The organism is Pseudoalteromonas sp. TAE79, assembly GCF_000498015.1.
GTDB lineage: Bacteria > Pseudomonadota > Gammaproteobacteria > Enterobacterales > Alteromonadaceae > Pseudoalteromonas.
The window spans coordinates 102,408-124,720 of record NZ_AUTL01000266.1 but is presented as its reverse complement, the minus strand read 5'-3'; the positions used below and the strand labels follow the sequence as shown (position 1 = coordinate 124,720).

Below are 22,313 nucleotides of genomic sequence, written 5' to 3'. Positions count from 1 at the left end.
ATGCGTTTATCAAATAATCTAATGTACCAAAACAACATAAATAAAATACTCGACAACCAACAAGGTGTTGCAAATGCTCAAGAGCGAGTAAATACTAGGCAAAAGTATTTATCTACCTCAGAAGCGCCAGCTGCTATTTCGCAAGCTATGCTGTATTCAAATAAAATACAAACTAATGAGCAATACACTAAAAATATTAACCAGCTAAATGGCCGCCTAGAAACAGAAGAAAGCGTATTACAAAGCATAAATAGTAATATTCAACAAGCACAAGAGCTCACTATTCAGGCAGGTAATGGTGTTTATACTAAAGATGATTTAAAGACGTTTGCATCAGAACTTAGTGGCATTCAACAAACGTTAGCTAACTTAATGAACACCCGATCAGAAGATGGAAAATTCATATTTTCAGGATATCAAGACAGCACGCAGCCGTATCAGTTTGATTCTGCAGCGGGTGAGTACACCTATAATGGCGACCAGGGCCAGCACCAAATAACTATAGCTGAAGGCGTATCAATTAAAGCGAGTGATAACGGCTTTGATACGTTTGAAAAAACTAACGCGCGATTAAATGTAGAATCAAATGTTGCTTCAATTCCTACACTAGTACCTGCTAATAACGTAACGGCTGGTACAGTGTATGTTGACGGGCAAGCTGAGTTTGATAAGTTTCATCAAGCAAATTACAACGCAGACCCAACAGCTTCAGCAACAGCAAATACATATAGTGTATTAGTAAGCCCTGGTGCTACAGCAACAGATCCACAAACCTACGAAATATACCGAGACGGCGCAGCATTAACCCCCGCAGTAACAGGTGAAGTTACTGATGAGCCTATCGATTTTGCAGGTATGAAAATTGAATTTGAAGGCACAGCACCAGGTCAACTCGATTTTAGCCTTGAAAAACCAGGCAAAGAAAACGTACTCAATACACTGCAATCACTTATTACCGGCCTTAATGGCGCACTTAAAGGTGATGACTTTCAGCAAGTACTTGCTGATGGCTTAGTGCAATTACAAAATGCGAGTGAGCAAGTGGTGTTTACCCAATCAAGTTTAGGCGGTCGTATGAACGCGCTTGAAAGAGTAAGCGATTCAAACTTAGCGCTCGATATTCAAAATAAAAGTAATCGCTCTAACTTAGTTGAAGTTGATATGGCAGAAGCTATTAGCGAACTAACCAAACAAGAAACGGCACTGCAAGCATCGCAAGCCACTTTTGGCCGTTTAACTAACCTTTCATTATTCGATTACTTATAAGCAGATTATAAGCAGAAATACCTTGCCGCTTTACCTACTTTAAAGCGGCAATAACTTGCTACAAAATCGCGGCAATAACCTGCTACAAAACCGCGGCAAAAAATTGTCACTCCCTTCCAAATAACTTCACTCTTTATTTACAATTCAATAAATTATATATTTTCATTTAAAAACAATGGCTTAAAAATGAATTAAAGTTGGCACAGTAAATGCTTTTCTTATTGTAAGAAATTATCGAACAGTGGTTCCTGTTAAATCGTGTTGAACCACACTCTGTTTAAACCTAGGAGATGGTAAAATGGCATTAACAGTAAATACTAATGTGTCGTCACTAAACGCACAACGTAACCTTAATAAATCAGGTGAAGGCTTAGCAACTTCGATGGAGCGTTTATCATCAGGTATGCGTATCAATAGCGCAAAAGATGATGCCGCCGGCCTACAAATTTCAAACAGATTAACATCACAAATAAATGGCTTAGCTGTAGCACAACGAAATGCCAACGATGGTATTTCAATGGCGCAAACAGCTGAAGGGGCAATGCAAGAGTCTACTAATATTTTGCAGCGAATGCGAGAGCTAGCATTACAATCAGCCAATGGTTCAAACTCTGCAGATGACCGTGATGCGCTGCAGAAGGAGGTCTCGGCTCTACAAGTAGAGTTAACACGTATTGCAGATACAACTTCGTTTGGTGGCCAGCAACTGCTAGATGGTAACTTTGGTACTAAAGCTTTTCAAGTCGGCGCAAACGCAAATGAAACAATCAACGTTTCCTTGTCAAGTGTCGCAGCAGAAGACATAGGTACTAAACAAGTTAACCTGCAATCAGCTGACGGTTTTGGTCAAGCTGTTGCAGTATCTGGTGATGCTGCTGGTGCCAATCCTATTGCCACTACTATGCAATACACGATTAAAGGCTCAAATGGTGAAGATGAAGTTGTTGCATTGCAGGCTGGCTCTTCTGCGAAAACGGCAGCGGCAGATATTAATGGTATTTCTAACAAAACAGGAGTAGAGGCGTCAGCTAAAACGCAACTTCAGTTCGCTTTAGGTGCAGGTTACGTAGCAACTGAAGATACAGTATCTTTTGAATTGAATGGTCAACCCATAAATGCTGACGCTAGTTTAAGCGATATTTCAAATGCAATAAACGCGCAAAGCGCAACTACAGGTGTATCAGCGTCATTAAATGAAGATAATGAGCTTATTTTAGAAGACATTGATGGTGATGACATTTTAATTGAAGACTTTGCAGTTTCTGATGATGGCGTTGCAAGCACAGCGCTAACTGCTAATATTACAGCAATAGGATATGATGGGACTAAAGCTGCAGCGCCAGTTCTTATAACTGCAGACACCGCAGATGATGGTACTGGTGCGGATTCAACTCGAGTACTTGGTGCAATTCAGTTAAATTCATCAAAATCTTTTACTGTAACAGGTAATGATGATGCACTTGTTGCAGCAGCGAGTGTTGATACTGGTATTTCAAGTATTTCTGTTGGTGTTGATGAGGTTGATATTACGTCTCAATCTGGCTCGCAGGATGCGCTAGCAATCATCGATGCTGCAATTGCCCAAGTAGATAGTCAGCGTGCTGATTTAGGTGCGGTGCAAAATCGTTTTGGTCATACAATCAGTAACCTTGCTAACATTCAAGAAAACGTATCTGCATCGCGTAGCCGTATTCAAGATACAGATTTTGCTACTGAAACCGCACAAATGACGAAAAACCAAATATTGCAACAAGCGGGTACGTCAATTTTATCGCAAGCTAACCAAATACCTCAAGCGGCAATTAGTTTATTAGGTGGCTAATTATTTAGTTTACTCGTAACTGTTTATATAAATGCACTTCAATTTGAAGTGCGTTTTTGTTTTTTGAGGTAGTAAAATTATTTGAAACATCACTTTATGTGTTATAAAAATTAATAAATAAATGTTTTACGCTTTAAAACAGTTGGTTATGTTCTATTAAATAAATAAACTAATTTATTTTCAAAATACCCCTAAAGATAATCAACCTCCTGCCGTTAAATTAATCAGTACGGAGCTGAGCATACATTTGTGACAGCTCTTGGTTAAATTAAAATAGCAACATTACGAAAGTAATTAGGAGTCTTATCATGGCTATAACAGTAAACACAAATGTATCTTCACTAAACGCCCAACGTAATTTAGCACGTTCAGGGGAGGGTTTAGCAACATCGATGGAACGTTTAGCATCAGGTATGCGTATTAATAGTGCAAAAGACGATGCTGCGGGCTTACAAATTTCAAACCGTTTAACGTCACAAATAAACGGTTTAGGTGTAGCACAAAGAAATGCAAATGATGGTATTTCAATGGCGCAGACTGCTGAAGGAGCTCTAAATGAGACGACAACTATTTTGCAGCGAATGAGAGAATTGACTCTTCAATCAGCGAATGGTTCGAACTCAGCGGAGGATCAAGATGCGCTAAATACAGAGGTAACAGCTTTAAAAGCAGAGATAACACGTATCGCGACAACAACTTCTTTTGGTGAGCAGAAGCTACTTGATGGTACTGGCGGAACTGATGGTACATTTACTTTCCAAATAGGCGCAAATAAAGAAGAAATTATTGATTTTACAATTGGTGATATGACCGCAGGTGCTGATGGTCTCAATGTTGATGCAGTCAATATAGGTTCAGATTCGGGTGATACAGATGCAGCGTTAGATTCAATAGATGCTGCGATTAAGGAGGTTGATGCACAGCGGGCAGATTTAGGTGCGGTGCAGAACCGTTTTGGTCATACTATTAGTAACCTTGCAAATATTCAAGAAAATGTATCTGCATCACGTAGTCGAATTCAAGATACTGACTTTGCAACCGAAACAGCACAAATGACTAAAAACCAAATTTTACAACAAGCAGGTACGTCAATTTTGTCGCAAGCGAATCAGTTACCACAAGCAGCGCTTAGCTTATTAGGTTAATAAGTTAAAGTAATAGCTTAATGTTTAGCTAGTACATAAAGTCAGTATTAGTTTTACAATAAAGGAGGTGGCTTTAGCTACCTCCTTTTGTGGTTTAAGGGTTTTAATTGAGCTATTGTTTAATTAACTAATAAATAGGAATCTGTTATGAATACCATTAATTCCAATGCAGAAGTTACATTACCAACCCCGCTAGCGGGTGAAGATAAAGTAGCTGGCCAAGCAGCTAGTTCGCTAACTGAACGCGCTGTTGACGATGTAAAGCAAGCTGATACACAAAATCAACAACAATTACAGCAAAATCAATACGAAAAAAATAACCAAGAAGTTACTGCTCAGCCGTTAGAGCGTGAACAACTAGAACAAATGGCGCAACAATTGCAGGATTTTATGGGTGAAATGAACCGCAGCTTACAATTTAAAGTTGATGAAGATTCAGGCCGTGATGTAATTAAGGTGCTCGACAAAAGCACTGGCGATGTGATTAAACAATACCCTTCGGAAGAAGTGTTAAGTTTAGTGTCTAAGTTGTCTGAATCGGCAGGTATTTTAATTGACCAAACAGTTTAATCGGTAGTTTGCATTACTAATATTGAGTTAGTTTATTTTTGAGTGTTTAAAGGGGTAAGGTATGTCTATTACGTTTAATGGTTTAGGCTCAGGGTTAGCGGTAGTAGATATTGTTGATGCACTAGTTAATGCTGAACAAGCACCTGCTGAAGCTCGTTTAAATACTACTGAAGGCAAATTAACAACGGATATTTCTGCCGTTGGCGCACTCAAGTCAGCGCTTGAAAAAGTACAAACCTCAATGGAAGCATTGGGCGATAGTGATAACTACCAAAAGCGAACAGCATCAGGTAATGATGATTTTATATCAATTAGTTCGGATAAAGACGCTCAGCCAGGTAGTTACAACATAAAAGTAGACGCATTAGCACAAGCTCACAAATTATCTTCCCCTGCATTTGCAGCAGACGAAGCCATTGGTGCTGGCGTAATTACAATTGGCTCTGGTGCAAATAGTTTCTCTACTGTTTTATCGGCTACAAATACGTTAGAAGATTTACGCGACCAGATTAACAATGGCCCTTTTACTGGCAGCGATAGTAATGATTCGGTTGTCGCCACTATAATAACTAGTGATACTGGTCAGCATTTAGTACTTACAAGTAAAGAAACCGGCGAAGACAACGCTATAACAATTACCGTACAAGACGATGACGGTAATAATACCGATACAGGCGGGTTATCTCGATTAGCTTATGATGTATCAGATGCAGACCCGGCTAACCACACAACTAATTTAACGCAAGTTAATGCTGCACAAAATGCACAAATAACGATTGATGGCACGTTAACTGTATCAAGCAATACCAATGAATTTACTAATGTGATTGATGGCGTGGATATTACCGCTAAAAAGTTGCATGCCACTGACGACGACTTAAGTGATATATCGGTTACCGAAAACAACAATAATATTAAAACAGGCTTAAATAGTTTTATTTCAAGTTACAACGAACTATTAGAGCTTAGTAATAACTTGGGTGCCTCCGGCGAAGCTGGCGCAGGCGTTATGGCGGGGGATTCACTGCTTCGTGGTGTTATGTCAAAGCTTCGTAGCGAAATAACAAATCCCGTTGATTTAGGTGGTGGTAATTCGCTATCGCTTTCGCAGTTAGGTGTAGAAACAGACCGCTACGGTGTTTTAACGCTAAATACAGAAACACTGGATGAGCAAATAGACGCTAACGTAAATCTAGTGCAACAGTTTTTTGTAGGCGATGACGATGATGGCTTTGCACAGTCGTTTGATGAGCTAATGAGCTTTTATACAGATTCTGACGGCATCATACAAAACCGAATAGATAGTAAAACAAATCAACTAGATGATTTAGATGATGATCGCTTGGACCTTGCCAGTAAAATGGAGTCGCTATCGTCTCGCTTATATGCTCAATATAATGCGATGGATTTATTAGTGGCGAGCCTTAATAACACCAGTAGTTATGTTCAAGCTCAATTAGAGAATATGCCAGGCGTAGTACGAGATAACTCTTAGTAGATAAATATAATATTAAATTAATAGCTAATTAAGAAAACACAAAAAAACCGTTATTTACAACGGTTTTTTTATGCAGCTATTTGAGTAGGTTTTAGCTACTCGCTTTATAGGCTTTAATCGCCTTTCCTGATTTTTTATGTTTAATAATAGCTTTTGATGATTCGTTTTTTGCACTATTCGCTTTTACTAAAATGGTATTTATACTAAGCTGAATTAATTCTAATTGCTCTGCACTTGGACCGTCACTGCTTTCGCACCATTGCTTTAGTTCAGTATTTAAAGTGTCTAAAAAAGGCTGAGCTTCGTCTGCATTATCATCATTTACTAACACTTCAATGTTACTAAGCAACGTTTGTATGAGCTCAGAGTAGTCCGTTAGTGGCTCTGAAAATGTTGGCGCGTCCATAATTAAAGTTAAACCGCAGGGCTGCGTTGATCTAGCGGAATATTATCCCAGCCTTCTTTAATTTCTTTAACAATACTTGATACTTCAATAATTGCTTCAATATCGTTGTTTATGTTCGCTTGCGTTAAACGGCGTTGGCAGTAATCGTAAAGTGCCAATAAATTGTTAGAAATACTAGGGTCTTGCTCTACCTCTAAATTAAGTGCATCTTGCAGAGCACCAAGCAATAAAATGCAAGCTGAAATATTCTCACCTTTTTTAGCTATTTCTTTGCGCTCAATAAACCCTTTTGTTGCTGCTAAGCGGCCAATAATATTACTAAATATAAGGTTTATTTGTTCGTAAGGAGTCATTTCGGCAATGCTACTAGCACGAACTTGACCGTATTTTTTTACTGAGATGTGAGCCATGGAAAATCCTAAAATTTAAAACGATAAAATTATGTGAAAGTTGATATAAAAACTTGTATAAAAACTTATATAAAAAATCAATATAGCTTTTATACTTTTATACTTTTATAAGAATAAAGCAATATTAATGCCAAGCATTTTCGCTTATTTATGTATCGGCATTTTTAACTTCAACTTAAATTTATAATTGAGTTTATTTACTAACAATAGCATTTTTATTGCTGAGTAAATTAATTTTTAAGGCTAGGTTGTATTTAGGTAATCGTTAAGTAATCGCTGAGTAATAACTAAGTTAAAACTACAACTCATACTTAATGATTAACTATTAACTATTAAGTATGATTGACTTAACTAGCCCGTCTGTTTTTTGGCGTTAATGTCAAAAAACTGCCNGTACGGCTCGCTAAATATGATCTTGATTTTAGATAATAATAACAACCGCGCAATAGGATTAAATGCTTCACTTGGCTTTATTGGTGAAGCTGTCCAACTATTAAGCGAAGACTGCTTTGAACAAGAATGCAAGAAATATCAGCAGCAAGAATGCATGATCATTTTAGGAGCATTGCAATCACTTGACCACGAAAGCTTAATTAAACGCTATCCAACTCTACCCTTTTTATTAATTGGCGAAACGCTAAAACCACTATTAAGTATAGCTAATGTGGTGGGGCTTATTTGCGAGCCATTTAATCACGAAGTGACAACTCAGTTACTTCACGACTGCCAGCAGTATCAGCGTATGCTGCCTAATGAGCATAAGCATACTAAACCGCATAAAATTTTTGATGGACTTGTTGGTGAAACAGAGGCCGTAAAAGATGTTCGCTTTTTAATTGAACAAGTGGCAAAAACCGACGCCAATGTTTTAATTTTAGGCGAATCAGGCACAGGTAAAGAAGTGGTTGCCCGTAATGTACACTTGCTTTCAAAGCGTATTAATGGACCGTTTGTGCCTGTTAACTGTGGTGCTATTCCAGCGGAGCTGCTCGAAAGTGAACTATTTGGCCACGAAAAAGGCGCGTTTACTGGTGCTATATCGGCTCGTAAAGGGCGCTTTGAACTCGCTCAAGGTGGAACGCTATTTTTAGATGAAATAGGCGATATGCCACTGCAAATGCAAGTTAAGTTGCTGCGAGTATTGCAAGAGCGCAGCTACGAACGTGTTGGTGGTACAAAGGCTATTCAGGCTGATGTACGCGTTATTGCAGCCACGCATCGTAACTTAGAAACAATGATTGAAGAGGGTAGTTTTAGGGAAGATTTATATTACCGCTTAAATGTATTTCCTATCGAAAACCCATCGCTTAGTGAACGTGCTGATGATATTCCGCTGCTTTTAAAAGAGTTAATGCGCCGTGTTAACGACCAGACTGGTTCTACCGCTAAGTTTACCGAGCGCGCAGTTGAGAGCTTAAAAGAACATGCTTGGCCTGGTAATATTCGTGAGCTTGCTAACTTAGTGGAGCGTATGGTTATTATGTTTCCTGAAAAAGTGGTTGATATTCCCGATTTACCTAATAAATATCGTTACATTGAAGTTGAAGCGTACGAGCCAGAATACCCTGAAGAGTTAATGGAAAAAGACGCTTTTAACGACATATTTAGCACCGGTTTTAGCGATTACGAAAGTGAGCCAGATACTGAGTTTAGCCAAACGGGTAGTGGGCTATTGCCTGATGATGGTATTGAACTTAAAGATTATTTAGCAGAGCTTGAAATTAGCTTAATAACCCAAGCATTAGAGCGCTATGATTATGTTGTAGCTCGCGCAGCCGAAATATTAGGTGTACGCAGAACAACACTCGTTGAGAAAATGAAAAAGTATAATCTTTCACGAGATTAGAAGTACGAAAATGGTGAAATACTTTTCGTTATTTATTATTCATTTGTGATCAATCACTTTACGGGCTTTGCCCGTCACGCAAGCAAGCTTGGCGTCTACAAGATAACCCAAACTTAAACCTTGGCGGTAGACGCTGAGCTTGCTCGCGTGAAAAGCGTAGCTTTTAATCATTTAAATAAAACGTTATTTCACAAAGAGAAAAACGAAGCTAAATGAGAAACCATAGTCAACTTACGTTTTACTTATCTAAAGCGCAGCGTCTCTTAACCTCTTTGTGAACAAATTACTTTTATAGCTTTTAATCACTTACTACTAAAAGCCTCAATAATTTCTTCTTTTCTAAAACAATCATTACTGTGATCGTTAACCATACCGCAGGCCTGCATATGCGCATATACCGTTGTAGGGCCTAAAAACTTAAAACCCCGTTTTTTTAAATCTTTAGCAAATGCAGTTGATGCCTCTGTAATTGCTGGGTAGTCCTCAGCGTTATTTAAATTACTTATAATCGGTTTATTATCGACAAACTGCCATTGGTAGTTACTAAAACTTCCAAATTCTTTTTGTATTTCTATAAAGCACTTTGCGTTGTTAACAGTTGCCGCAATTTTTAATCGGTTGCGCACAATCCCTTCATCAAGCATTAGTCTCTCAACGTCATCTTGTGTGAATTGTGCCACTTTATCTACATCAAAATTAGCAAATGCTTTTTTGTAACCGCTACGCTTTTTTAAAATTGTGTACCAGCTTAAGCCGGCTTGCGCTGATTCAAGCGTAATAAATTCAAACAGCTTTGTATCATCATAAAGAGGGACGCCCCATTCTTCATCATGGTAAATAACGTAGTCGGGTTTAGTGGTGTCGAGCCACGGGCAACGGCACTTTATTTGCTCACTCATTATTATTCCTTTTTGCGTGCGTCATTTTTATGTCGCTCAAATTGTTGATGTAACTTAATGATAAGTATGCAAATAAATTTTGGTATAAATCGTGCATTTAGACATATATCTACATCAATTCGAGATTTGATTATGGCCCTTGCTAGCGTGCTAAAACCACAGTTTTTTTCTGCAAATCAGTATAACCCATGTTTACTTCAAGAGGAGTACATTGGTGAATTAAGCGATCTGCGCAAGCAAGCAAGTTGGCTTTCGCATTTGGTTGATACAATGCCAGCAGGCGTGGTTGTACTTGATGGCAAAGGGTTGATTGCAAAAGCGAATCAAATAGCGATTGATATGCTTGGCGAGCCACTTGAAGGCGAACGCTGGTTTAATGTTATTCAGCGCTCTTTTAGGCCACATCAAGATGATGGTCACGAAGTGTCTTTAAAAGACGGGCGCCTAATAAAGCTTGATATTACTGCTTTAGCACCAGAGCCTGGGCAACTTATTTTAATGACGGATTTAACCGAAACCCGCCGCTTACAAAAACGTGTTGCACATATGCAGCGATTGAGCGCGCTGGGTAAAATGGTTGCATCATTAGCGCATCAAGTCCGTACGCCGCTCTCAGCCGCTATGCTTTATGCTGCTAATTTAGGGTCTAAGCGCTTACCCGAAGCATCTCGCGATAACTTTCAAACAAAGTTAATGTCGCGCTTAAAAGATTTAGAAACTCAAGTAAACGACATGCTGTTATTTGCTAAAAGTGGCGATCAGCAAGTTGTTGAGCAAGTTTCAATGCAGCAGCTTTTAACAGAAGTTAAAGCAGGCGCTGATGCGATGGTCGCACTTAATGAAAGTGAACTGGATGTAAGCTTACCAGAGCCAGATATACAAATAGTCGGTAATAAAACGGCACTGGCCAGTGCTATTCAAAATCTTGTGCACAATAGTATTCAAGTTATTGGCGGCGGTGCAAAAGTAAAAATTAGCGCACAAAGAGATTTAAAAGATTTAGATATGGTTCGTATTAGTGTGAGCGACAATGGCCCAGGTGTTGATTTAAGCCAAAGCGATAAAATCTTTGAACCATTTTTTACTACAAAAAGTCAGGGCACAGGCTTAGGGCTTGCTGTAGTGAGTTCGGTGGCTAGTGCACACCAAGGCCGTGTTGATGTGACTAATAATACGCAGGGTGGTGCCTGCTTTAGCTTGTTACTGCCTATTAAGGCAACATCTAAATTAGAGGGTTCATTATGAGTAACACTATTTTAGTTGTCGAAGATGACGCTGGGCTTCGTGAAGCCTTAATAGATACCCTTGAAATGTCGGGTATTGAATGTGTTGCAGCGAACAGTGCTGAGCAAGCAATGATATTGCTTAAAAAAGATCAATTTTCGCTTGTTGTAAGCGACGTGCAAATGGGCGCAATGAGTGGACTTGATTTACTACGCAGTATTAAATTAAACCACCCTGATTTACCTGTATTAATGATGACGGCGTACGCCACAATTGACGATGCAGTAGAAGCCATGCGCTTAGGTGCAATTGACTACATGGCTAAACCATTTGCACCTGAAGTGCTGTTAAATATGGTGAGCCGTTATTTGCCTGAAAAAGCAAAAGAAACCGACGGACCTATTGTTGCTGACCCAACTAGTATTCAATTATTGGAGCTTGCGAGTAAAGTAGCACGCTCTGATGCAAGTGTAATGGTACTTGGCCCAAGTGGTTCAGGTAAGGAAGTACTTGCTCGTTATATTCATGATAAGTCGAGCCGCTGTAATGAGCCATTTGTGGCGATTAACTGCGCGGCTATTCCTGAAAATATGCTCGAAGCCACTTTATTTGGTTACGAAAAAGGGGCTTTTACAGGCGCGATTCAAGCATGTCCGGGTAAGTTTGAGCAAGCACAAGGCGGGACTATTTTACTTGATGAAATTACAGAGATGGACTTAGGGCTACAAGCAAAGCTGTTACGCGTACTGCAAGAGCGTGAAGTAGAGCGTTTAGGGGGTCGTAAAACAATCCAGCTTGATGTACGTATTTTGGCAACCAGTAATCGTGATTTAAAAGAAGCCGTGTCTGAAAACCAATTTAGAGAAGATCTATATTACAGGCTTAATGTTTTTCCACTAATGTGGCGACCATTGTGCCAACGCCCTGGCGATATTATTGTATTGGCTAAGCATTTAATTGAGCGCCATATCAGTAAAAGCAAAGAGCCTATGGCGTATTTAGATAAAGCTGCCGAGCAAAAGTTACTGGCTCACGCGTGGCCTGGAAATGTGCGCGAGCTTGATAACGTTATACAGCGTGCGCTTATACTGCGAAGTGGCGATACAATAAACGAGCATGCTATTTTTATCGAAAACTTAGTATCTAATAACTTTGTTATGGAGCCATCATTGGCACCGGCGCAAACATTATCGCCAACAGAATTAGCTCACGCAGATAAAGGCGTTGATAAAAGTACGCTAAGCTCGGCATACTACGATGAAAAAGCACCTGTTGAGGCTGAACCTAAGCAGGGCTTGCTAGCGGCAGATACCGGTAGCTATAAAGATGAGCTTAAAGACAAAGAGCATCGCATTATTTTAGAAACCCTTGCACGTTGCCAAGGTAAGCGTAAAGACGTTGCTGAAACGTTGGGCATAAGCCCACGAACTTTACGTTATAAACTAGCGCAAATGCGCGATTTAGGTATTTCACTTCCTGCATAACCTCCTATAAACCCTAAGTTTGCGCTGCGAACTTAGGGTTGTCAAAACTCTGACTCACATAATTTAAAGTTAACTTCATGTATTTTAACAATTAATTATTTGGCATGTTTTGTGCTTTATTACTTGTAAGAGTTCACTGCGTGTCAGAGATAAATTATGAAAATTCAAAACAGTGCTGTATTTCAAGAAATGCAATCAATGGCTTTAGAAGCCGGCCGTAATAATCAGATAAATAAATTGCCGACTCAAGTTCAGCCTACTTCTACTTCCCAGTTTGGCGACATGCTTAGTGATGCACTAAATACAGTGCACGGTCTACAGCAAGATGCAGGTCAAAAAGTAAAAGCGGTTGAAATGGGTGATCGAAGTGTATCGCTTGCTGAGGCGATGATTGCTTCTCAAAAATCGTCAGTTGCTTTTGAGGCTACAGTACAGGTTCGTAATAAACTTGTTGAAGCTTATAAAGAAATCATGAACATGCCTGTTTAATTAGGTAGTGGAGAATTATTGTGGCGCAATCTAACCAATCTACAGACCTAGCACTTGCTGGCGGCGGTATCGACCAAAGTGGTGGTGATGATCAACAAGAACAAAAGTCAGGCTACTTAAGTGCTTTAAGTGGTGTTGATGTATTGCGCCAAGTAACACTGGTAATAGCATTAGCGATTTGTTTAGCTATCGCGATTTTCATTATTATTTGGGCTCGTCAGCCAGATATGCGCCCGTTAGGCAAAATGCAAACTGAAGAGCTTATTCAAACATTAGACTTTTTAGATGCACAAAAAATTGAATATCAACTCGATGGCAATGTTGTATCGGTTGATGAAAGTGAATACCAAAACATTAAGCTACTAATGACCCGTGAAGGGTTAGAGCAAGGTCCAGCATCAGGCTCTGACATTATTATGCAAGATATGGGCTTTGGCGTAAGCCAACGCTTGGAGCGTGAGCGCCTAAAACATGGTCGTGAACAGCAATTAGCACGCACAATTGAAGAGCTTAACAACATTACTCGCGCCAAAGTATTGTTAGCCATTCCTAAAGAAAACGTATTTGCCCGCAGAGAGAAAAAACCATCAGCTACCGTTGTATTAACACTTAAACGTGGGCGTTCACTTGACCGTGAAGAAGTAGACTCTGTTGTTGATATGATTGCCTCAGCAGTACAAGGCTTAGAACCTGCACGTGTTACAGTTACCGATCAAAATGGTCGATTATTAAATTCAGGTTCGCAAAGCTCACTAGCAGCACGCTCTCGTAAAGAATACGATTTAGAGCGTAAGCGCGAACAAGAGTACCTTGAAAAAATAGACAGTATTTTAATACCGGTTGTTGGGCTTGCAAACTATACAGCTCAAGTTGATTTGAGTATGGACTTTAGCTCGATTGAGGAAACTCAAAAGCGTTATAACCCAGACTTACCAGCGGTTAGAAGCGAAACCACATTTGAAGAAAATAACATTGGCGGCCTAGCTGTTGGTATTCCAGGTGCGCTTACAAATCAGCCACCGCTAAATTCAAATATTCCTGAGGTTGCGGGGCAAGGTGGTGCAGGCACTGCTACTTCTCCAACACGCAGCCACAAAGAAGCTACACGTAATTATGAACTCGATACAACCATTTCGCACAAGCGCCAGCAAAGTGGTGTTATACGCAGAATAAGCGTATCAGTTGCTGTTGACTATATTCCTAAAGTGGGAGAAAACGGCGAAACAACCATGGCTCCACGCTCGGTTGAAGCATTGTCAAATATTCGTCGCTTACTACAAGGCGGTGTGGGCTTTGATATGCAACGTGGTGATGCACTTGAAGTAGTAACAGTGCCGTTTGTACGTGAAGCAACAGATTTAGCTATAGAAGTGCCACTGTGGGAACAAGACTGGTTTATGAAAATAGCCCGCCTTGTATTGGGCGCCTTAGTTATCATTGTATTAATAATGGCAGTGGTAAAACCAATGCTTAAACGCTTGATTTACCCAGACGATACACTAGAAGAATACGACGAAGATGCACTAAGCTCAGGCGTAGATATTGGCGACAATACTCTTGATATGCTAAATAAAGACTTTGATTCTGCTTCGGTTGGTTTCTCAAGTGATGGTACACTGCAGTTACCGGATTTACATGGCGACGAAGATCTACTTAAAGCAATTCGTGCCCTTGTAGCTAACGAACCAGAACTATCATCACAAGTAGTCAAAGCGTGGTTAACAGAAGATGACTGATCAAGAACAAAAACAACTCCCGCCAGCCTTTGATGTTGATAAGCTAGATGGGGTAGATAAAGCCGCTATATTACTTTTGAGTTTATCAGAAGAAGATGCAGCGCAAATCCTTAAACACTTAGAACCTAAACAGGTACAAAAAGTGGGTATGGCGATGGCTGGGTTACAGGACTTATCACAAGCTAAGATTAGCGCTGTACACAACTTGTTTATAGAACAAATTCAAAGCTTTAGTACCATTGGTTTTCAGTCAGAAGACTTTATTAAAAAAGCGCTTACAGCAGCACTTGGTGAAGACAAAGCCGCTAGCCTTATTGACCAAATTGTTATGGGCTCAGGCGCTAAAGGCTTGGATTCATTAAAATGGATGGACTCTAAGCAGGTAGCAAACATTATTCGTAATGAGCATCCGCAAATTCAAACCATTGTATTATCGTACTTAGAGCCAGAACAGTCTGCTGAAATTATTGCTCAGTTCCCTGAAAAAGTACGCTTAGATTTAACCATGCGTATTGCAAACCTTGAAGAAGTTCAGCCAGCAGCACTGCAAGAGCTAAACGAAATCATGGAAAAACAATTTGCCGGCCAAGCAGGTGCACAAGCCGCTAAAATGGGTGGCTTAAAAGCTGCTGCAGATATTATGAACTACCTAGATACTAATGTAGAAGGGCAGTTAATGGACTCTATTCGTGAACATGACGAAGAGATGTCGCAGCAAATTCAAGATCTTATGTTTGTGTTTGAAAACTTAATGGATGTTGAAGACCGTGGTATTCAAGCAATCCTACGAGAAGTACAACAAGACGTATTAATGAAAGCAATTAAGGGCACCGACGATGCGCTTAAAGACAAAATACTGGGCAATATGTCTAAGCGTGCAGCCGAAATGCTTGCTGATGATTTAGAAGCTATGGCACCTGTTCGAATAAGTGAAGTAGAAGCGGCGCAAAAAGAGATTTTATCAACAGCGCGTCGTTTATCTGACTCAGGTGAAATTCAGCTGGGCGGCGGCGGTGGCGAGGAGTTCCTGTAAACCATGAGCAAACTCAAAGGGCGCACTCTTCACGCTGATGAAGCAGATGAACTATTAAAAAACTGGGCTATACCGGATGTAGCACCAGATGAGAGCAGCTTTGGCAATCGCTCTACAGCTTACGGCACACCGCTTAGTGAGCTGTACAAAAAAGAATTAGCTGAAGAAATGCCAATTGATGAGCCACAAGAGCCAGAACTCCCTGCGCTTACCATGGTTGAGCTTGAACGCATTAGACAAGACGCGTACGAAGAAGGCCTTAAACAAGGTCATGAGCAAGGCTACATAGACGGCTTTGAAAAAGGTGTTGGTGAAGGTAAAGAAGCAGGCTACAAAGAAGGCTTAGAACAAGGTAAAACACAAGGCCTTGATGACGTAAAACCATTAATTGAAGAGCAGTTAACAAGTTTAAAAACCATTTTAGAGGGGTTAACTGCACCGCTAGATAAAGTGGACGAACAAGCCGAGAAGCAATTAGTACAACTTGCTAGCATGTTGGCGGAAGCTGTTATTTATCAAGAAGTAAAAACATCGCCTGATGTAATTTTACATACGTTAAAGCAAAGTATTGATTCACTTAATGCGGAGCAAGAAAAAGTACGAATCCATTTAAACCCCGAAGACTTAGAACTCATAAAAGAGAGCTACGGCGAACAAACCATTATTGATAATAACTGGCAATTAATGGCAGAGCCCACTCTTGAGCGCGGTGGCTGTGAAGTTAAAACAGCGCAATCGTCACTCGACATGACCCTTAAAACACGTGTCAAAGAAACGTTGGATAGTTTTTTGCATAATAGTGGTATCTAACTATTTTATTGGCGTGTTATGTCAACTCAACGTGCACCTTTAAGCGAACGCTTATCTCAATATCAACAACATATTAAAACCCCGGCGCCTGCTGTGGCAGGNGGTATTTTAACGCGTGTTGTTGGCCTTACCCTTGAGGCTAGAGGTTTACGTGCACCCGTTGGTAGCCAATGTAAAATAGAAACCATGAACGGCTTTGTAGACGCCGAAATAGTCGGTTTTAACGACCAAACTTTGTACTTAATGCCTAACGACCACATCTCTGGTGTATTACCTGGTGCGCGTGTTATTCCTCAAGTTAATAACTTAGGTTTGCCTGTAGGGATGAGTTTATTAGGCCGCGTGGTGGATGGTTTAGGCCGGCCGCTAGATGGCCTTGGTAAAATTAATGCTGAGCATCATTTAAAGTTTGCGCAAAATACTATAAACCCGCTTTCTAGAAGACCAATCACTAAGCCTATGGATGTAGGTGTGCGTGCTATTAACTCGGTAATTACAGTAGGGCAAGGCCAACGTATGGGCTTGTTTGCAGGCTCCGGTGTGGGTAAATCTGTATTATTGGGTATGATGACCCGAGGTAGTGAAGCCGATGTCATTGTTGTTGGCTTGGTGGGGGAACGTGGCCGCGAAGTAAAAGAATTTATTGAAGAAATACTCGGTGTAGAAGGACGCAAACGCTCAGTTGTTGTTGCAGCACCCGCTGATTCATCACCACTTATGCGTTTAAAAGGCTGTGAGAGCGCCGTAACTATTGCAGAGTATTTTAGAGATCAGGGTTTAAACGTATTATTGTTACTCGATTCGGTAACGCGTTACGCAATGGCGCAACGTGAAATTGCACTTGCTGTAGGCGAACCGCCGGCAACCAAAGGTTATCCGCCTTCGGTGTTTGCTAAATTACCTGCGCTAGTAGAACGCGCCGGTAATGGCGGAGAAGGGCAAGGTTCAATTACTGCCTTTTTTACAGTGCTTAGTGAAGGCGATGATATGCAAGACCCTATTGCAGATGCAGCGCGAGCTATATTAGATGGCCACATTGTACTATCGCGTGATTTAGCCGACAGCGGGCACTATCCCGCTATAGATATAGAAAAGTCGATTTCGCGTGTTATGCCTCAAGTTGTTTCTGAGCCGCATATGCAACAAGCCCGAGTGCTTAAACAAGTATATTCAATGTATCAACAAAACAAAGATATGATTACTTTAGGTGCCTATCAAAAAGGGACCGATCAAATGCTCGACCAAGCCATAAATATGATGCCAAGAGTAAATGCATTTTTACAACAAGGTATGCGAGATGTCATTAGTTACGATGATGGCCTGCAAGGTCTTGCTCAGTTACTAGGACAAGCATAATGGCTAAAAATAAACTCGATTTATTGCTCAAAATTGAAAATGACAAAGAAGAAAGTTTGCGCATGAGTTACTTACAAGCCAATCAAAACTTGCAATCGAATCAACAAAAGCTACAAGGTTTAAATAATTTTAGACTTGAGTACTCTCAGCAGTTACACCTCAAGGGGAAATCGGGTTTATCTAGTGCCGGATTTGGGCAGTATCATGCCTTTATAGCTAAAATTGAAGAAGCAATTCGCCAACAAGCAAGTACGGTAAATACCGCTAAGCAAGTTGTTACTCAACGTAAAACGCTATGGCTTAAGCAGCAAATTAAAGCTAAAGCAGTCGCCAAATTAATCGAAAATCAAAAACTCAAAGCAAATGCGTTAATGGCTAAAAATGAGCAAAAAATGTTAGATGAATTTTCAGCTAATCAGTTTTTCCAACGTCGTAAAGCTTTGTAATTCAGGCACGCTAATTGCTTTATTACTTAGTGGAATTCAACTTTTGGCGGTATGCGGTCGCATATTGCCGTAATGGTATTAGGTGATTTATGGCGATGAATAGCATTTCGTTTTTAGTTTCTTCTGAAAAAGACTCTTTGTTAGCCTTTAAAGACAATAGCTTAGCTAATAGTGAAGGCGATTTAGGCGCGGAGTTTTTAAGCCAGCTAAACGAAGCGCATAACTCTATGGAGTCTTTGCTTAAAGGCAATAAAAATCCCGATGCCGAAAACTCGATTGCTATTCCTAAGCATAAACAGCCAGAAGAAAATGAAAATCTGAGCGCAAAGCCTGGTGACGAAACAACGGACAAAGTTACTTTTGTGTCTGTTGAGATGCTTGATCAAATTAATTCAGCACAAGCAATGAGCACTTCGGTCAATAAGCCGTCCGATGCAACTAACAGTTTAGAATCAGAAAATGCAGAGCTAGAAGCTACACAGGTAGAGAATACCGAAATAGAAAACACAGAAATAGAAAATACAGAATTAAAAAGCACACCAGGAATTGCATCTGCTAATACAAGCAGTGAAGTATCGACTGAAGTATCGACTGAAGAAGCGAGTGTAGTGCAAAATCCGATTGCCACTAGTGTAGACTCTAAAGCGGCTAAATTAACTGATTCAAAAAGCGATAACTTAAGCTCACTACCTTTAAATTCGTTACCATTAAATGAAGGCAAAAATCATAAAAGTGGTGTTGCCGAAGGTATTGAACAGCCATTAAATCCTATAAATAAAAAGCCTGATGACAGTATTGGCCCTATAGTTAATGATGCTAAATTAGTTTCAATGGATTTAAAGGAGCAATTAGCTCAAGGCAAACCCGTTGATAAAAGCTCAAAAAATATAGTGTTGCCAATACCAGTGCCTACGCCAGCAACTCCACAAACATCTGAAAGTGAAAAAAGTGCTGCAATAGATACTTTAATGACTAAGGATACGAGCTTAATTAAAGCTAATAACGTCATTGCTAGTTTAACGCCTGAGCAGCGCTCGCAACTTAATGCGCAAATTAAGACATTAGACAATACCGACTCGACTAATAGCTCGACTACTAATCGCACTGCCAACCTTAAACAAATGCTTGCGCAATTTATTACTGATAATGAAGAAGCACAGGGTAGCGTAGCTAAACAGTCTTTTAGTTCTGAGATTGATACGCTTAATATCACTGAAAAACAAAGCTTGTTAACACAATTAAACGCTTATATTAAAGCTGAACAGCCAAAAGGCGAGCAGCTGTCAGTGCTTAAGCAAACAGTTAATGAGTTAAAGGCTTCAATTGAAATAGGTTTGGCCGATACAGCAAAATCAGATTCAAAAATGTTTGTAGCGCCAGTTACTCAGAGCGCTGTAAATGACTCGCAAAAAGTCAGCTCAAAAATATCGACAAGTGAAAATGTTGAACCAAGTAAGGCTGCCACAGCTTCTATAAAGGATGAAAACGCCACAAAGTCATCTGAGTTGATGCAAAAAGATGGCCTTAAAAAAATAACTGCAGAACAAACACCTGCACGCGTAGCACAAGTATTTACGCAAATTACAGCTGCTTTAAATACTCAGCAAATGAGCACATTAAGCCAATACGACTCACTAAGTTACGAGCAGAGCTTACTTGATACCCAAATACAAACTCAACAATTACAAAGCACGTCACAGGTTAAGCAAGTAAGTATTGATCCTGGCGTAATGCAGGCAATTAATATTGTTAAAAGTGATGCAGCTAAATTATTGCAAGAGCGCGTCAGCTCAATGCTGAGCATTAATAATAAAGAAGCAGAAATTCGACTCGATCCTCCCGAAATGGGCAGTATGCAAATACGTATTCGTAGCGATGCAGAACAAGCACATATAAACTTTGTAGTACAAAACCAGCAAGCCAAAGAAGCACTTGAACAATCAATGCCGCGCTTACGTGAAATGTTAGCGCAACAGGGATTAGAGCTTGGTGAAAGCACTATTTCTTATGGGCAATCTGATGGTGAAACTGCTGAGCACAGTGAAGCTGGAACTCAAGGTAATTTGGCTAATAATAAGTCAGTTAATGATGAAAACGACGAGCAAGCAAATAACACTGCACAAAGTTCTCGACAACAAACTTCATCATCAATAGATTACTATGCCTAAGTACTGCTATTATAATAGTTAAAACAAGCAAGTACCTTTGCAATTAAAGGAATCATGATGGCTGAAGAAGCAAGTTTAGAAATTGAAGAAACCGGTAAAAGTAAAAAGAAACTAATAATAATTATAGTGGCTGTACTACTTATAATAGGTGGTGCTGCAGGTTACTTTTTTATGTTGGGCTCGGATGCGTCAGTCGAAACCTTAGGTGAAGAAGCGGGAATCTCTGTAGATCTGTCAACTGGATTTGGTGATTCAGCTGAAATAGGCAGTGCTTTATATGTTTCTATGCCACGCCCATTTGTATTTAACGTACCTGGCTCAAGTCGCGACAGAATTGTGCAAATTAAAGTACAGTTACTAGTACGTGGTGAAGTAAATGAAGAAACAGCTAAAAAACACATTCCATTAATAGAAGGTACTCTATTAAGTGTGTTTTCTACTACAACAGCCGATGAGTTAAGTACGAGTACGGGTAAAGAAACACTTCGTTTTTCTGCACTTGAAAAAGTCCAGGAAGCTTTAATTGATGTTGAAGGCAGCAAAGTTATTGAGCGGGTATTGTTTACCGGCTTTGTGATGCAATAAGGGGTTAGCGTGAGCGATTTATTATCCCAAGACGAAATTGATGCGCTATTACATGGCGTTGATGACGTTGAAGAGGAAGATATACACGACGGTGAAGATGGCGGAGGAAGTACGCTTCAGTACGATTTTTCTTCGCAAGATCGGATCGTGCGTGGTCGTATGCCGACACTGGAAATTGTTAATGAACGCTTTGCTCGTCATATGCGAATTAGCCTATTTAACATGATGCGCCGCACCGCAGAGGTGTCTATTAACGGCGTGCAAATGATTAAATTTGGTGAGTATATCCATACTCTATTTGTTCCAACCAGCTTAAATATGGTGCGTTTTAGACCGCTTAAAGGTACCGGCCTTATTACCATGGAAGCACGACTTGTGTTTATTTTGGTAGATAACTTTTTTGGTGGTGACGGGCGTTATCATGCAAAAATTGAAGGTCGAGAATTTACGCCTACAGAACGTCGTATTGTGCAAATGCTCCTTAAAATAATCTTTGAAGATTATAAAGAAGCATGGGCTCCGGTTATGGATGTATCGTTTGAATATCTCGATTCAGAAGTAAACCCCGCTATGGCGAATATTGTAAGTCCAACAGAGGTTGTGGTTATTAGCTCTTTTCATATTGAGCTTGATGGCGGTGGTGGCGATTTTCATATTGCACTTCCGTATTCGATGCTTGAGCCAATCCGAGAGCTTTTAGATGCGGGTGTTCAGTCTGATACTGAAGATACTGATTTACGTTGGAGCAAAGCACTTCGCGATGAAATAATGGATGTTGAGGTTGATATGTCGACTCAGTTACTTGAAGTTGATTTGACCTTAAAGCAAATTATGGAATTAAAAGCAGGTGATATTATTCCGGTTGAAATGCCTGAGCATATAACCGTGTTTGTTGAAGAACTACCTACATTTAGAGCCAAGATGGGCCGCTCTCGCGATAATGTTGCGCTTCAAATTAGTGAAAAAATTAAACGACCTGATTCAGTTAAATCTGAGCTGCATGTATTTACCAAAGGCGGCAAGAAAATTGACTCAGATGCAGAATTAGCAGAACTAGAAGATGATTTACACCTCTCTGACGGTGTAGACTTAGACTGGTAATTGATTAAAAGGTTAAAAG

General features: G+C 40.0%; 20 protein-coding genes. 17 read left to right on the top strand and 3 right to left on the bottom strand.

Annotated features, from left to right (window positions below; genetic code table 11):
• From flgL to fliD, 5 genes are all read left to right on the top strand, one after another.
• Positions 1–1,266, top strand: a complete 1,266-nt coding sequence (gene flgL / locus L655_RS0121365; RefSeq protein WP_024606226.1) for a flagellar hook-associated protein FlgL — start codon at positions 1–3, stop codon at positions 1,264–1,266.
• 298 nt (positions 1,267–1,564) lie between these two features.
• Complete coding sequence (locus L655_RS0121360) at positions 1,565–3,088, top strand: flagellin (RefSeq protein WP_024606225.1); 1,524 nt, start codon at positions 1,565–1,567, stop codon at positions 3,086–3,088.
• 308 nt (positions 3,089–3,396) lie between these two features.
• A complete protein-coding gene (locus L655_RS0121355; protein ID WP_024606224.1) occupies positions 3,397–4,233 on the top strand; it encodes a flagellin domain-containing protein in 837 nt (278 codons plus the stop codon).
• Between the two features lie 147 nt (positions 4,234–4,380).
• A complete protein-coding gene (locus tag L655_RS0121350) occupies positions 4,381–4,803 on the top strand; it encodes a flagellar protein FlaG (RefSeq protein WP_024606223.1) in 423 nt (140 codons plus the stop codon).
• Between the two features lie 61 nt (positions 4,804–4,864).
• Positions 4,865–6,298, top strand: a complete 1,434-nt coding sequence (fliD, locus tag L655_RS0121345; RefSeq protein WP_024606222.1) for a flagellar filament capping protein FliD — start codon at positions 4,865–4,867, stop codon at positions 6,296–6,298.
• Positions 6,299–6,392: 94 nt separating this feature from the next.
• Here the strand turns inward: fliD and L655_RS0121340 are convergent, their stop codons facing one another.
• Positions 6,393–6,707, bottom strand: coding sequence for a hypothetical protein (locus tag L655_RS0121340; protein WP_024606221.1), 315 nt, complete (start codon positions 6,705–6,707; stop codon positions 6,393–6,395).
• Between the two features lie 8 nt (positions 6,708–6,715).
• Positions 6,716–7,117: a flagellar export chaperone FliS gene (gene fliS / locus L655_RS0121335; RefSeq protein ID WP_024606220.1), complete on the bottom strand. Its 402-nt coding sequence runs from the start codon at positions 7,115–7,117 to the stop codon at positions 6,716–6,718.
• 409 nt (positions 7,118–7,526) lie between these two features.
• Here fliS and L655_RS0121330 point away from each other — a divergent pair, with 409 nt between their 5' ends.
• Positions 7,527–8,963, top strand: coding sequence for a sigma-54-dependent Fis family transcriptional regulator (locus L655_RS0121330; protein ID WP_024606219.1), 1,437 nt, complete (start codon positions 7,527–7,529; stop codon positions 8,961–8,963).
• A 302-nt stretch (positions 8,964–9,265) separates the two neighbouring features.
• On the opposite strand, the gene L655_RS0121320 is transcribed toward L655_RS0121330, so the two are convergent.
• Positions 9,266–9,862 carry a DNA-3-methyladenine glycosylase I gene (locus L655_RS0121320; protein WP_024606218.1) on the bottom strand — a complete coding sequence of 199 codons (597 nt, stop codon included), beginning with the start codon at positions 9,860–9,862 and terminating at the stop codon, positions 9,266–9,268.
• A 132-nt stretch (positions 9,863–9,994) separates the two neighbouring features.
• On the opposite strand from L655_RS0121320, the gene L655_RS0121315 reads away from it, so the two are divergent.
• The 11 genes from L655_RS0121315 to fliM all read left to right on the top strand — a co-directional run bounded on the left by L655_RS0121315 (position 9,995) and on the right by fliM (position 22,294).
• Positions 9,995–11,107, top strand: coding sequence for an ATP-binding protein (locus tag L655_RS0121315; RefSeq protein WP_007581877.1), 1,113 nt, complete (start codon positions 9,995–9,997; stop codon positions 11,105–11,107).
• The gene (locus tag L655_RS0121310; protein WP_024606217.1) at positions 11,104–12,570 is read left to right on the top strand and encodes a sigma-54 dependent transcriptional regulator; all 1,467 of its coding nucleotides are present in this window, start codon (positions 11,104–11,106) and stop codon (positions 12,568–12,570) included. The genes L655_RS0121315 and L655_RS0121310 overlap by 4 nt, the downstream gene beginning before the upstream one ends.
• Positions 12,571–12,726: 156 nt before the next feature.
• Positions 12,727–13,059, top strand: a complete 333-nt coding sequence (fliE, locus tag L655_RS0121305; protein ID WP_008168784.1) for a flagellar hook-basal body complex protein FliE — start codon at positions 12,727–12,729, stop codon at positions 13,057–13,059.
• A gap of 20 nt (positions 13,060–13,079) precedes the next feature.
• Positions 13,080–14,795 (top strand): flagellar basal-body MS-ring/collar protein FliF, encoded by a 1,716-nt coding sequence (gene fliF, locus L655_RS0121300; protein WP_024606216.1) that lies wholly within the window; start codon positions 13,080–13,082, stop codon positions 14,793–14,795.
• Positions 14,788–15,828: a flagellar motor switch protein FliG gene (gene fliG, locus L655_RS0121295; RefSeq protein ID WP_007581881.1), complete on the top strand. Its 1,041-nt coding sequence runs from the start codon at positions 14,788–14,790 to the stop codon at positions 15,826–15,828. The genes fliF and fliG overlap by 8 nt, the downstream gene beginning before the upstream one ends.
• A 3-nt stretch (positions 15,829–15,831) precedes the next feature.
• The gene (gene fliH / locus L655_RS0121290; RefSeq protein WP_024606215.1) at positions 15,832–16,638 is read left to right on the top strand and encodes a flagellar assembly protein FliH; all 807 of its coding nucleotides are present in this window, start codon (positions 15,832–15,834) and stop codon (positions 16,636–16,638) included.
• Between the two features lie 18 nt (positions 16,639–16,656).
• A complete protein-coding gene (fliI, locus tag L655_RS0121285) occupies positions 16,657–17,994 on the top strand; it encodes a flagellar protein export ATPase FliI (protein WP_024606214.1) in 1,338 nt (445 codons plus the stop codon).
• Positions 17,994–18,440 (top strand): flagellar export protein FliJ, encoded by a 447-nt coding sequence (fliJ, locus tag L655_RS0121280; protein ID WP_010553907.1) that lies wholly within the window; start codon positions 17,994–17,996, stop codon positions 18,438–18,440. Before fliI ends, fliJ begins: the two co-directional genes overlap by 1 nt.
• Positions 18,441–18,529: 89 nt before the next feature.
• A complete protein-coding gene (locus L655_RS0121275; RefSeq protein ID WP_050582233.1) occupies positions 18,530–20,608 on the top strand; it encodes a flagellar hook-length control protein FliK in 2,079 nt (692 codons plus the stop codon).
• A 57-nt stretch (positions 20,609–20,665) separates the two neighbouring features.
• Positions 20,666–21,193 carry a flagellar basal body-associated protein FliL gene (gene fliL, locus L655_RS0121270; protein WP_024606212.1) on the top strand — a complete coding sequence of 176 codons (528 nt, stop codon included), beginning with the start codon at positions 20,666–20,668 and terminating at the stop codon, positions 21,191–21,193.
• Between the two features lie 9 nt (positions 21,194–21,202).
• Entirely contained in the window at positions 21,203–22,294 is a 1,092-nt protein-coding gene (gene fliM, locus L655_RS0121265; protein ID WP_024606211.1) for a flagellar motor switch protein FliM, read from the top strand.
• The last annotated feature ends 19 nt before the right edge of the window (positions 22,295–22,313 follow it).